Origin of the sequence: Solibacillus sp. FSL W7-1324 (assembly GCF_038008025.1) — a bacterium.
GTDB lineage: Bacteria > Bacillota > Bacilli > Bacillales_A > Planococcaceae > Solibacillus.
In genome coordinates this window covers 1,360,357-1,374,120 of sequence record NZ_JBBOYH010000001.1, presented here as the reverse complement: position 1 = coordinate 1,374,120, position 13,764 = coordinate 1,360,357, and the positions used below count along the sequence as shown (strand labels likewise).

10 protein-coding genes are annotated in these 13,764 nt (G+C 38.1%); 3 read left to right on the top strand and 7 right to left on the bottom strand.

Annotation, left to right across the window (positions count from 1 at the left end; translation table 11 throughout):
* Positions 1–294 precede the first annotated feature (294 nt).
* The 5 genes from MKY71_RS06610 to MKY71_RS06590 all read right to left on the bottom strand — a co-directional run bounded on the left by MKY71_RS06610 (position 295) and on the right by MKY71_RS06590 (position 7,705).
* Positions 295–1,311: an inorganic phosphate transporter gene (locus MKY71_RS06610; protein WP_339175949.1), complete on the bottom strand. Its 1,017-nt coding sequence runs from the start codon at positions 1,309–1,311 to the stop codon at positions 295–297.
* Between the two features lie 17 nt (positions 1,312–1,328).
* Positions 1,329–1,949, bottom strand: a complete 621-nt coding sequence (locus MKY71_RS06605) for a DUF47 domain-containing protein (RefSeq protein ID WP_340731944.1) — start codon at positions 1,947–1,949, stop codon at positions 1,329–1,331.
* A 389-nt stretch (positions 1,950–2,338) separates the two neighbouring features.
* Positions 2,339–3,145, bottom strand: a complete 807-nt coding sequence (locus MKY71_RS06600; protein ID WP_340731943.1) for an MBL fold metallo-hydrolase — start codon at positions 3,143–3,145, stop codon at positions 2,339–2,341.
* A 136-nt stretch (positions 3,146–3,281) separates the two neighbouring features.
* Entirely contained in the window at positions 3,282–4,079 is a 798-nt protein-coding gene (locus tag MKY71_RS06595) for a sulfurtransferase (protein WP_340731942.1), read from the bottom strand.
* Positions 4,080–4,093: 14 nt separating this feature from the next.
* Positions 4,094–7,705: a dynamin family protein gene (locus MKY71_RS06590; RefSeq protein WP_340731941.1), complete on the bottom strand. Its 3,612-nt coding sequence runs from the start codon at positions 7,703–7,705 to the stop codon at positions 4,094–4,096.
* Positions 7,706–8,035: 330 nt separating this feature from the next.
* Here MKY71_RS06590 and MKY71_RS06585 point away from each other — a divergent pair, with 330 nt between their 5' ends.
* Positions 8,036–8,497: a DUF2691 family protein gene (locus MKY71_RS06585; RefSeq protein WP_340731940.1), complete on the top strand. Its 462-nt coding sequence runs from the start codon at positions 8,036–8,038 to the stop codon at positions 8,495–8,497.
* 38 nt (positions 8,498–8,535) lie between these two features.
* On the opposite strand, the gene MKY71_RS06580 is transcribed toward MKY71_RS06585, so the two are convergent.
* A complete protein-coding gene (locus MKY71_RS06580) occupies positions 8,536–9,414 on the bottom strand; it encodes a LysR family transcriptional regulator (RefSeq protein ID WP_340731939.1) in 879 nt (292 codons plus the stop codon).
* A gap of 111 nt (positions 9,415–9,525) precedes the next feature.
* Here MKY71_RS06580 and MKY71_RS06575 point away from each other — a divergent pair, with 111 nt between their 5' ends.
* Positions 9,526–10,536, top strand: a complete 1,011-nt coding sequence (locus tag MKY71_RS06575; RefSeq protein ID WP_340731938.1) for a DUF2332 domain-containing protein — start codon at positions 9,526–9,528, stop codon at positions 10,534–10,536.
* 95 nt (positions 10,537–10,631) lie between these two features.
* Entirely contained in the window at positions 10,632–11,327 is a 696-nt protein-coding gene (locus MKY71_RS06570) for a ZinT family metal-binding protein (RefSeq protein WP_340731937.1), read from the top strand.
* 60 nt (positions 11,328–11,387) lie between these two features.
* Here the strand turns inward: MKY71_RS06570 and MKY71_RS06565 are convergent, their stop codons facing one another.
* The gene (locus MKY71_RS06565) at positions 11,388–13,307 is read right to left on the bottom strand and encodes a penicillin-binding transpeptidase domain-containing protein (RefSeq protein ID WP_340731936.1); all 1,920 of its coding nucleotides are present in this window, start codon (positions 13,305–13,307) and stop codon (positions 11,388–11,390) included.
* Between the last annotated feature and the right edge of the window lie 457 nt (positions 13,308–13,764).

Below are 13,764 nucleotides of genomic sequence, written 5' to 3'. Positions count from 1 at the left end.
ATCTGCGTAATATATTAGAACTTTTGTGACTGATATTAGAAGAGCTGAGGGATATATTAGAACTTTCATAGAGTTTATTTGAAGATCGCGTAGTCATATTAGAACAAACGTACACTTTATTAGAAAATCCGCGATATATTAGAACTTTTTGTGCTTTATTAGAACTTCCCTGGTTTTATTAGAACTTTACAATTTATATTAGAACAACCAGCAACTATATTAGAAAATCTCACCACCACCACACTCCACAAAAAAACGGCTGCTCAATATTAATGATTGAGCGCCGTTTTAAAATTAGAAAATAAGGCTAATTAAGAAGTAGAATAATCCGGCCATTAATGCGGAAATTGGCAATGTGATAAACCACGTCACTACAATTTTACGTGCCATCCCCCATTTAACGCCTTTCACACGTTGTGCTGCACCGACACCCATAATTGCAGAAGAAATTACATGTGTTGTCGAAACCGGTAGTGCGATGACTGTTGCACCAAAAATGATCGATGCCGAAGTTAAGTCAGCCGCTACCCCGTTGACCGGTCGGATTTTCATGATCTTACCGCCGACTGTTTTAATGATTTTATATCCGCCGACTGATGTCCCAAGCCCCATCGCCAATGCACAGGCAAAACGTACCCAATCTTGTACTTCATCTGTCGATTGCCAGTTTGCTGCGATTAAAGCCATCGTAATAATACCCATCGCTTTTTGGGCATCGTTCGTACCATGTGTAAACGATTGTAATGCCGCTGTCCCGATTTGCGTCAAACGGAACGCTTTCGTTGTTCCATACAATGGTGAACGGTGGAAAATAAATTTGAACAATTTCATCACGATAAAACCTAGACTTAAGGCTAAAATCGGTGAAATAATTAACGCCTGTAAAATTTTAAAGAAACCTTCATAGTTTAAAATATTCATACCTGCCGATGCAACTGCTGCACCAGCAATTGAACCGATTAATGTATGTGAAGAACTTGATGGAATACCAAAATACCAAGTTAATAAGTTCCATGTAATGGCAGAACATAATGCCGCCAAAATAACTACAGACCCTGTCGTATCCCCTTCAAACGCATTCAAAGAGAACGGATCCACAATTCCAGATGCTACAGCTTTTGCTACCCCTACGAACGTCATTGCACCAATAAAGTTCATCACAGCCGCTAACAGAACAGCTACCCGAGGTTTTAATGCACGTGTCGAAACAGATGTGGCGATTGCATTTGCTGTATCATGGAAACCGTTAATAAAATCGAATGCCAGCGCAAAGATGACAACGAGTACGGTAATGACTAATAACGTATCCATAATTTACTCCTTTTTCATTATGCGTTTCGCATAATAATTGATTCGATTGTATTCGCTACATTTTGGCAGTAGTCTGCAATTTCTTCTAACTGCTCATACAAATCTTTAAAGATGATTAAGCGAATCGGATCTATTTCAGTCTGGAATAATTCAGTAATGGATTTACGGAATATTTCATCACATTCACGCTCATAGTCTTTGATCAAAATAGCATGTTGACGCATTCCGATTAAATCTTTTTTATTCAATAACTCCATTGCCTTCACTGCTTCATCAGAAGATTTGGCAATATAATCTACAAAGTCACGCATGTAATGATTTACTTCTGTAAAAGAATACATTTCAAAGTGGGCAATTGTATTTTCAATGCCGTCCAGAATATCGTCCAGTTTGATGGCTAATGATAAAATATCTTCACGTTCAATTGGTGTCATGAACGAATCGTTTAATTTTACGATTAATTCATGGATCAGCTTGTCCCCCGCTGTTTCATAGGACTTCATTTTAATTTGAATTTGTTTTAGTTCTGATACTGTCGTAATTGTCGATTCTTTTGCATAGTTGGCACCTTGTTGTACATTTTTTGCAATATTTAATAATCCTTCAAAAAATGGATCCGGTTTTTTAGAGTTAAACATCGAATAAATCCTCCTAAAATGAAGTTTGTATATTAAAACCTAGGTAATCATAACACCGATTTTTCAATATCTTCAACATTAATCTATGTTATTTACAAAAGCTTTACAATCGTGAAACATAGCTCCCAGTACTTATCCTGTTAATTTTAGCCGTTTTTTAATGAAATATTCTGAAATTAACAGAAATTTGTTGATTTAATGCTTTTAAACAGCCATTTTGTCAGTAATTTCTACAAATATTAAAGTTTCTTCTTCCATACCCTTTATTAAGCAATGTTAATTGTAAAGCCAATGTAAATTTTAAGTTTCGTAATAGTTATTTTTTTCAGTTGCAATTTCTACTAAAAAAGCCTAGCAAGTTCCAACTTACTAGACCATAAATCTCATATTTATTTGTTCAAAACAGAAGAAACAATATGCGCCGCATCCCATTCACCCAAAGACAGTTTAGTAATCGGATACTTTTTACTGAAAAGCTGCGCTGTAATTTCGTCTTTTGTCAAACCTTCTTCGTTCATCATTTCGATTTTATCACTTAGCTCTTTTAAGTAATTAAGTTTTCGTAGTAAAGCGTCTCTTCCATTTTCGATATATCCCGCATGATTACAATAGATTTCAAGAAAGTCGTATGTTAATACTTTCTCCAGCGACCGGATAATTTGTGGAATGCTCTCTTCACGCAAAACGACTTTTGTTTTCGGTGTTACATACAGATCTCCTGTAAAAAGTTGACCTGTCGATTCATTTAAATAGGCTACATGGTCCTCTGTATGTCCGGGAGTTTCAATCACTTTCCACTCAGCAGTTCTTGATGAAAAAGAATCTCTAACAGGCTGTGCTAGAAACGGCCGTCTTGCTCCCCAGAACAGTTTGCGGTATAAAGGATAGTTTGCCCTCTTAGCACATTCTTCTATATTGAGCGGATGCATAAATATTGGCAGATTATAAGTTTCCTGCAAAAAATGCGCGCCTCCGGAGTGATCTTCATGATAGTGGGTCAACATAATCTGATTAACGTCCATCTCTTCGAAAAAAGGCTTAAACTGCTTAAGAAGTGAGGCAGAACCTGTATCAATGAGGATGCCGTCCACTTCAAAGCAATGAACATTCAAGTGAATAGCTTGAAATTGAACAGACCCATTCATCATTTTTACTCCGTTCTTTTCACTCAGCTCCGTTTTTTTCTTAAATAACATCTTTCTCACTCCTTTGACCGGTATTTTCTACAATATCAATTTATCATAAATATTGGAAATCAGCCCCCATTTTTTGAACGGCAAAAAGCCGCCATGTAAAATTAATTTACATAACGGCCTGTTCAGCAGTTCCATTTTATTTTTCGACAGAATGATGATTGACCCAATCACTATAGCCTGCCATATAGATTTTAATATTTTGGTAGCCTGCTTCCTTCAACACAGTGTATACCGGTGTCGCTGTAACTCCTGATCCGCAATAGACCACTACTTCCTCATCTTTTGGAACTTGTTCAAGAAGAGATGACGTAATAACGAGTTCCGAGCCATTGCGCAGCTGTTCCCAATCATAGTTTTTAGCTGTCGGTATATGTCCTGCCACTTTATCAAACGGCTCCGTCTCACCACGGAAACGTTCCGGTGCGCGGGCATCGATTAATGTCGCTTTTCGTTTTCCTTCAATAATGTGCATAATGTCCTGACGCTTTATTAAAATATCGTCATTCCATTGTAAATCAAGCTTACTTTCCTTAAATTCAGGGACTTCTGTCGTTACAGGGAATCCCGCATCCTTCAGTGCTTCTAAGCCGCCATTTACAACATAGGCATGCTTGAAGCCTGCATAATGCAATATCCACCATGCACGTGTCGCGTATGCTGCTGCACCTTGATCATAAATATAGATGGCATCATTGTAATTCAATCCATGCTTTTCAAACAAAGCCTGAAGCTGCTTCTTTTCCGGAAGCGGATGTCTGCCTTCTTCTTTTGTTAAATCCGACAGATCGGTATTTAAATCCCAGTATACTGCCCCTTCGATATGGCCCTCTTCATACATCTTTCTGCCTGACTCTAAATTGCTCATATCAAATCTAGTATCGATTAAACGACCTGTTCTTTCCATTCGATTTGCGGTCACAAAAATATTCGTCATTAAAAAGATCCTCCTTACGCTTGTAGTTGCGCGTAAATATCTTTCCAAACAGCTAAGCGATTTTCTTCTTGAAGTAACAAACGTTCTGTTTCAATTTGCTCGACTGCCTGTTCAAGCATATGCTGGCGCAATCCTTCTGCCTCAATGGCGATATAGCTGCCGGCCCACTCCATAATTTTAGCCTTTTCCACATCCAGATAACTTTGTGCATCTGGTTTTGTTAATTTTTCCAAGGCATCACGCAATTGCTCTTTTTCATTCTTTTCAAAGAATGCCTTCACATTTTTAAAGTGTGATTTTACGCCTTCATATGGTGTAGAATCCGTAAATGGACCAGTAAAATCTAAAATCTCCGGCTCTTTTGATTCATAGCTTAAAAATGCAAAGCTTGGGTTCAATTCTTTTAATTCACGTGCTTCATCTTTGAACAATTCCTTCATTTTCTTCTCAACAAATTGAGCTAAGCGGAAATTCGTTACACGCAATTCCTGAGCGAAGTCAAAGCTCAATGCCTGAAGCACTTCTTTTAAAGCTGTTTGCAATGCTTGCTGAGCAGGCATTTGCGCGAATGTGGACGGATTATAGCTTTCACGATAGAAGTCCGGATAGCGGTAGTACACACGTTGCAGTACATAGTATAACAGTTCATCCAATTCCTGTTTTGTTTCACTTTCAAGCATGGCTGTCTGCGTTGACTGGAATTTTGAACGCACAAGCTTTTCCAAATGAGCCAATTCATCAAGACGCTCATCTTTACGTTTCAGGTTTTCTTCGGTTTGTGTAATTAAATCATTCAGGCGTGCTTCTGTTTTATCCACTTCTTCTTGAAGTGCCTGTACCGCAATGCCCATCAGTTCATCATTCAGGAAGTGATGGAATGCATCTTCAAATGGTGCCATACCTGACTGATGTTCAAGCTGATCCTGCTTTTCTTTTAAGGCCAGTAAGCTCGATACTCCGTACAGTCTTGGGAAACGAATACCAAATCGCTGAAGTTCTGAACGAACATAACCTTTTACTTCTTCCTCTTCTTCCATTGTAGAAGCCAAGTCAATCGCATTTACGATAAAGAACATTTTATCCAGTTCAAATGCATCTTTTACACGTCCTAGCTGGATTAAGAACTCACGGTCCGCTTTTGCGAATGCATGGTTGTAGTACGTAATGAAAAGAATGGCGTCGGCATTTCGAATATAATCGAATGCTACTCCCGTATGACGCGCGTTGATCGAATCGGCACCCGGTGTGTCTACTAATGTTACGCCCATACGTGTTAGTGGTGAATCAAAGTAGAAATCGATATTGTCCACGAAACAAGAACGGTTTTCCTGGGCTACGTATTTTTCAAAATCATGACGGTTAACACGTAATGTTGTGCCTAGTTTAGTGATAAATGTTTCATAACCTTCCGAATACGCACGGATAAATGATTTATGGACATTCAGGCGCTCATCTGTTAATGGAACTGCAAGCCCTTCTTCTGCACGATCATACGCTTCTTTCAGTGATGATACTTGAAGGCCAATCGCTGCATACGAGCCTTGAATATCTTCCAGCAGCTGCGCTTCATTCTTCAGATGAACATCGGCTGTTTCATGCGGATGTTCCGGTGTGACAGGACGAATTTTGTTAATCGCTGCTGTCGTCGGGTTTGGTGATACTGGTAAAACACGCTCACCCATCAAGGCATTTGAAAAGCTTGATTTCCCCGCACTGAACGCACCGAATAAGGCAATCGTAAAGTCGCGTTTTTGCAGACGTTCCACTTTTTTCGTCAAGAAGCTGGACACTTCTTTGAATCCTTGTACATCTTTAATAATATGCGCCGTCTTCAATGCTTTTTCCGTTACTTTATCAACATTCAAACCTGAACCTGCTTTTTCCTGCGTCTGTTCAGCAGCAAGTTCTGTTTCCTGGTCTTTCAATTGTAACATCGACTCATCAAATGGACGGATATCTTTCAATGCCTGCTCATGTTCACGCTTCCAGTTTTCCAAATAAATTTTGGATTCCGCACGAATTTCATTGGAAACTTGTTTCATCAATGTGCTGCTGAATGCCTGGAATTTCTCGATTTGCATAATATGCTGAAGTGCATGCACCTTTTCAGACATTGCATTAATTTTAAGCTTAACCGGTGCTGCCGCTTCACGCGCAACCTGTTCCAATGTATCTTTTTGCTCTAGCTTCCACGCATCCGTTGTTTGAATAAAGTAACGCTTTGTCGCATCCGATACGCGATTTGCGAAATTTAATACCGCATCGCCCGTTATGACCGCGCTCTTTTGTACTTGATCTTCAATAATCGAAAACGGGAAATTAAATTCCTTATTGTCAATACTTGCGGCACGTTCGTCGTTCAATGCACCGACATCTTTTAATGCTTGTTTCATCAATGCTTTAATATGACCGCTAATTTGAGATTGGACAACATGATTAAAGCTTGCATATGCTTCTTCCTGACGTCGTGCTTTCTCTTCTGCTGTTTTCTTTTTCGCTGTAAACAGTCCGCCAACTTTGAAGTCCTCTTGCTGACTTTCTAAATAAGCACGTAGTTTATCACGCACATCTGCCGGCATAATCGCCGCATTGGCAAGCAAGTCTTTACGTTTTTCATCGAACTGCTTATCAAATACATCAAACGAGAATAGTTCTGTTTGACGCGTCAGTTTTTCATATTGCTCCAAAATATCATCACGATGCTGCCAGTCGTCTTCAGAAACGAGTTCAGCATACGTAGTGAAGCGATCCTGCTTTTCTTCTTCCAAATATGCTTCATGCTCATGCTGAAGCTTTGTTAGCGTATTTTCTGCAGTTGAAATTAATTGTTCCTGCCAGTCGTTCATCGAATCCATGACGATTTTCTTTACTTGATCAAAATCGTTGTTCGGAAGCTCTTTTTCACGCAGTGAAGTGAAGAAAATATTTTTCGGGTAAACACCCCAAGCTGCAAACGAGTTATGAACGGATTGTTTAAAATCTTCAAATGATAATTCAGCTTCGCGGTGTTTGTCGATTTGATTGACGATTAAATATACATTTGGATTGTATTTCATCAATTGCTTAGTAAATTGGAAATTCAGTTCTGATTGCACATGGTTGTAGTCCATTGTGTAAAATACCATATCGGCAATATGCAATGCAGATTCAGTACTCATTGCATGTGCATCGTCTGTTGAGTCAACACCCGGAGTATCCATCACCGTTACCCCTTCAGGCAAGCTCGATGTACTGTGTCCAATTTCAATTTGTGATACCAATTCACCGTTTTTGCTCAGTTCTTTTACTTGCTTAATATCATAGCCCGCTTCAAATTTTACCGGCTTTTCATTGTGCAAATATAGAATCGCAAAATCTTCATCAGATTTATGCACTTTTACGATGTTCGCACTTGTCGGAATTGGACTTGTCGCCAAAATGTTTTCTCCAGAAAGCGCATTGATCATACTCGATTTACCTGCAGAAAAGTGACCGGCAAACCCAATAACAAATTCCTTTTGTAAAAGCTTGCGTGCAAATAAATGAAGTTTTTCAATTCGTTCTGTATCTTCATTTTCTTTATAAATTATGTATTGTAATGCCGATTGCTGTAACAATCCCTGAATTTTCTCGTCAAACATCGTCATATTACTACCCCTTTATATCAATTTATATCTTTTTGCCTTAAATTCGTCACATTTCTATAGTACCATGCTTAGCCCGGAAAATCGGCTAGTATTTTTTTAAAATTATTGTTCCCCGCATATTTCCATTAAATATTAGCTGTTTTCTGCTTAATTTGCTATTTTGGAATAACCAGTTTATTATGCGCATTTGAATTCATTTTCATGAATGTATTGTATAGATTTATAAAATCACGTCAATACCCAACATAATATCAGTATAATGAGAAAATAAAAAGATTGGAGCAATATATCGCCCATTTTTTAAATGATTGTGAGAGGAGATGATGAACCATGAGAGGTTTGTCTTTTGAAATACCGAACGAATACGGCCGTTATTTATATGAAATTTTAGAGGACATCAACATCGAAATTTACTTTTGGAAGGCAGGTGACGGAGAGGCATATTATATTGAAAACAATCAGCTAGGAGCTGCAATGTTTCCGCAGCCTTTTACATATACCGGTGAAGACCTTTACAACCAAATCACTGCAAAGGACTATTATGTAATATTTACAGACTTAAAAGCATTTAAAGAACATACAGCTGTGCAGGACATATTTACATATGAAGATTTTCTAGTGAGTCAATGTGAAATCGTCCTGTTAATCGTTGATAGTTCCTATGTAACAATCTATGCAAAAGATGAGCATGTAATTGATTGTATTCATCGAAAAGCGGTTCAGAATGGATACGAAAATATTGAATACATTACAGATGAAAATAACCTTCGCACAACATTGACCTCATTTTGAATGAATAAGTGAAGCAGTAATGATGCTTCACCTATTTTTCAATGGCTCATTTGTCGTATAAAACCCGTTAAAGGACTAACTTTAGCCGAATTTCTTAAATGGCTCATATAAATATCTACCGGATAAATCGTTGCAACAGGTCCTATATCCACTACCCTTAATATATCCGCTTCAATTTCCTCTGATATCAAACTTTCTGGCAATAGCCCGATCCCTAAACCTTCCTTAATCAATTTAATAGCAAAAATAACATCCTTTATTTTGTGGAATTTCTTAATATCGTACTCACTATTTAAATATTCAACTACAGGGGTATGTTCATTTAAATACCCTACATAAAGCGGATGCTCAGCAAAAAGCGATTTAAGCTGTAAATCCAACTGCTTTTCCGTGAGCTGTAACTTAGAAGAATGGACAAGTTTTAATGGAGAACGGTCAATGCGCTCCGAATGAAAGTCTTTAGAAATGAATTTATGTAAACCTAATGCTACATCTATTCGCTGTTCTTTAATCGCGCTCTCTAAAAGCATTTGATCTTCCAATACAATTTCTACATTATATTGTTGATTTTCTTCAATAAAGTCATGTATTCGCTCTAATAAATTCGTATAAAGCAATGCAGGTGAGACGGAAATTATTAATGGTACAGCCGGATGCAGGGCTTCCAGGTGAATTTCTTTCGTACTTGCTTCTATTTGAGCCACAAGTTTTTTTGCCATTGGGTAATATTTTTCGCCAATTGCCGATACCTTTACCTTTGTATGTTCTCGGTGAAACAATTGAACCTGTAAATGTTCCTCTAATAATTTCATATGTACAGTAATACTCGGCTGGGAAACATACAGTTTTTCTGCCGCTGCTCGAAAGCTCCCTTCCTCAACAACCGCTATAAACGATTTCAGCCATTTTATATCCATATCGATTCCCCTCTTATTAATATTATTAATCAAATCGATTAAAATTCATTAATTCCGTTAATTTTAAGTCTATTATACACTGTAAACACTATATGAAATGAGGTGTTTTAAGTGAAAGATTTAGTAACCGCCTTCACACGTTTCGCCAGCCATGAAGCAAAAAACAATAGCCCGCTTTACGAATATTGGTCACAGAGGATTCAAACAGACGAGCAGCTGTTAAATCTTATTATGCATATACCGAAGTCACAGCCGAAGCCTAATTTATTTTTTGGGGCTGTGCAGTATTTATCAGCTCAAATTGAAACGCCGTTAAAACAACTATTCGAAAATCCCAATGTGGTAGATTTGGAAGAAAGCTTTCAGTTGCTCACTGACTTCTGTACACAGCATTCCGATGAACTGTTAAAGTTGTTTCAGACGAAATCCGTTCAAACAAATGAAGTACAGCGGGGCAGCTATCTTTACCCGATCTTCTCGGAAATCGCAGAAGAAGCAAAACTTCCATTAACATTAATGGAAATTGGGACAAGTGCAGGACTTTTGCTTAATTTGGATGGGTATCGGTATGAAATAGAACAGGAACCGTCGATTTCATTCGGCAATGAAAATAGCCCGCTTACGGTTTTTGCAAAAAACTACGGTGCTCCTTTAACTTCTGTGAAAAACCTGAACATATTACACCGCATCGGGATTGATTTAAATATTATTGATTTACAAGATTCGGATGAATATTTATGGCTGAAAAGTCTCATTTGGCCTGAGCAAATTCGACGCAAAGAAAATTTAGATCAAGCAAGGGCGATTCACCCGCATTATCCCAAGCTGTTACTGACTGGGGATTTCAGAAAACTTATTCCCTCTCTATTTGAATCTCATGAATTTAAAAATAGCCAGATAATTATTTTCCACACACATGTCGCAAACCAGTTTTCCGCTACATTAAAATCAGAATTATTGACACTTCTACAGCAACTAAGCCATATTCAAAGCATTTATCATGTCTACAACAATATGGAGGATAAAGATTTACATGTCGATTTCATTGATGCAGGTATTACTAAAACCATCAAGATATTTCAAAATACAGATGGGCACGGGAAGTTTTTTTGTTGGAATTAACTCTGCAAATAGTAATAATTACGATTTATGTTGACAAGTATGTATCAACTATATAAAATTGTAAATCGTAACAGTTACTATTTAGGAGGTAGTGTATGAAGAGGAAATTAAATTGGATAAGTATGTTAGCATTTGGCTTTATCCTCGTTGGTTGTGCTGAAAATTCTAAAGAAGAGGTCAATGCAACTGCGGATGATGTAACAGAAGAAAAGGCTCATGAGCATAATCATCAACATGAAATTAATGAGAAACAGGAAAAAATTTATAACGGTTATTTTGAAGACGAAGAAGTACAGGACAGACCATTAAGCGATTGGAGCGGCGATTGGCAATCGGTCTACTCTTATTTGCAAGATGGCACTTTGGATGAAGTATTTGAACATAAGGCTTCCCATGATGAAAGCCAAACATTTGAGGATATTAAATCTTATTATGAAACTGGCTATAAGACTAATACGAACCGAATTGTCATTGAAGATCGTTTTATTACATTTTATGATCATGGTCACGCGCACAAAGGAGAATACGCATATGATGGTTATGAAATTTTAACCTATGAAAAAGGTAATCGCGGTGTCCGGTTTATTTTCAAACATGTCGGCGATGAAACAGGCGTCCCCGCTTATGTTCAGTTCAGTGACCATATTATCGCACCTCAAAAATCAGGGCATTACCACATCTACTGGGGAGATGATCGTGAAGCCTTATTAAAAGAAGTAACGAATTGGCCAACCTATTATCCTTCAAATATGGATGGCCATGAGATTGCACACGAGATGATAGCACATTAAAAATATACAAAAAAACAACCATTTGCTCTTGAGGAAATGGTTGTTTCTATATTTTTTATTTTATTCTTCTAAATAAAGATGAATCGTGCCATCTAGTTCTAATACACTTTCCGGCTCCGGTAACTGCGCTTTTACAGTCTCGCCTTCCCCGTGCACTTTAATTTGATAAGGATATTCCATCTCCATTATTTCATTGACAGGTACACCGACTAAATTCGGTACGCGCTCCGTCAACTCATCTCCCCAGCGATATTGTTTTTCCAGTTGGCCTTCACGGTCTTTTTCTATTCCCAGAATCGGTGCGATATCTTCAATAATCTGCCCAACAATCGGCGCGACAATTGTACTGCCGAACACTGTTTCCCCTTTTGGACTGTCAACCGCTACATATACGACAACTTCAGGATCATTTGCTGGTGCAAAACCTATAAATGATACAATATAATCCCCATCCTTATAGCGTCCGTTTTCTACTTTTTGAGCCGTACCCGTTTTCCCGCCAATGCGAAGTCCATCCCGATATGCAGCGCGTCCTGACCCATTTGCTACAACGGACTCCAGTGCGTCTCTTACAATTTTAGAAGTTTCCTCACTGACGACATTGCGTTTTAAAGTCGGCTTATTTTCCAGGACGACTTTCCCTGTTTCCGGATTATATACTTTTGACACAACATACGGCGTAAAGAGTTTCCCACCATTCACAGCCGCAGAAACCGCTTGAACTTGTTGAATCGGCGTCACCGATATCCCTTGCCCAAAAGAAGTGGTGGCATGCTCGACTGGTCCAAACGCCTCTTCTGAAAATAATATACCCGATGACTCTCCGGCAATATTGGAACCGGTTGTTTGACCGAACCCGAAGTTTTTAATGTACTTCATTAATTTGTCAGCACCAACTCGCTGTCCCAGTTCGATAAATCCAGGGTTACAGGAATTTTCAACTACTTGTAAAAATGTTTCTTCCCCATGACCTTCCCGCTTCCAACAGCGAAGTCTTACACCTTCCACCATCGTATAGCCTTTATCAAAAAAAGTGTCTTTTTCAAGATCTACTACATTTTCTTCAACAGCAGCACTCAATGTAATAATTTTAAAGGTTGAACCCGGCTCATATGTCATCCATACCGGTAAATTCCGGTTATAAATAGATGAATCAACTTCTTCAAACTTAGAAGGATCGTATGTAGGGTATGAAGAAAGAGCTAATATCTCCCCAGTTTTAGGGTTCATCGCAATGGCCAGCGCCTGTTCCGCATTATATTTTGTCATCGCTTGAGACAATTCTCGTTCGATCACTTTTTGAACTTCCACATCAATTGTTAAGCCTACCGTTGCTCCTTGCTTCCCTTCCCGCCACTCATCATTTACATGTGGTAATGGCTTGCCTTTTGCATCAGTAAACAATTTGATCGCTGCATCTTTGGAAGTTAAAAGTCTATCATATTGATATTCAATTCCTGCCAGCCCCTGCGAATCATATCCCGTAAATCCGACCAGCCGTGATAACAGATTCCCGTACGGATAACTCCTGTCATAATCTACACCACTATATAGTCCGTCAATTTTCAGTTCCTGAATTTTAACAGCTTGTTCGTATGAAATATTTTTTGCTTCCGGTGCAAGTTTGACGAGATAACTTTTGGAATTCATTTTTTCATATAATTTTTTCGCATCCAAATTAAGTACTTCCGCAACCTGATTTGCCGCTTGTTCAATATTATCATTCTGGGTTGGCATGAAATAAAGCGTCGGCGCTAATTCATTCGTCACAATAAGTTTACCGTTTCGATCCGTAATCTCCCCTCGCTCTGAAGAAAACGGGATTTCGCGATCCCAATTCGATTTTGCAAGTTCCGTTAATTTATCGTGCTGAATAATTTGCACATAAAACAGTTTGATAAAAACAATAACCCCGAAAAGAATAAAAGCTGAAAAGATTAACCTTAATCTATTTTTGGAAATAGTTGAAATCCACTTCAAAAAATTCACCTCATTATTCACGTTATGAATAAAGGTGAAATTCTATTCAAGCATAGTTTGTGAATTCACTAGAGGAGGTAAAATGTGTCCCTTTTTATTTTTAGCGGTGTGCTTGTGGATGAGGATGAGGTTTTCTAATAAATTCGGAAATGTTCTAATATAATTTTATTTGTTCTAATAAAATTCCGATTATCTAATATATCTTCTGGTTGTTCTAATAAGTGTACGCGATGTTCAAATATCACCTTCCAATCTTCTAATATCACCCGCACTTTGTCTAATAAACTGCTGAATTGTTCTAATAAAACTCCAAACCAAGCACTAGGTATACAAATTTCTAGGCAAAAGCAGCGATCGGTTCACTTTCTTCTAATATCGACGTAAAATCTTCTAATATCCCACTGAATTGTTCTAATAACTCCTGCAATTGTTCTAATAAAATGGCTTTCAATCTTGA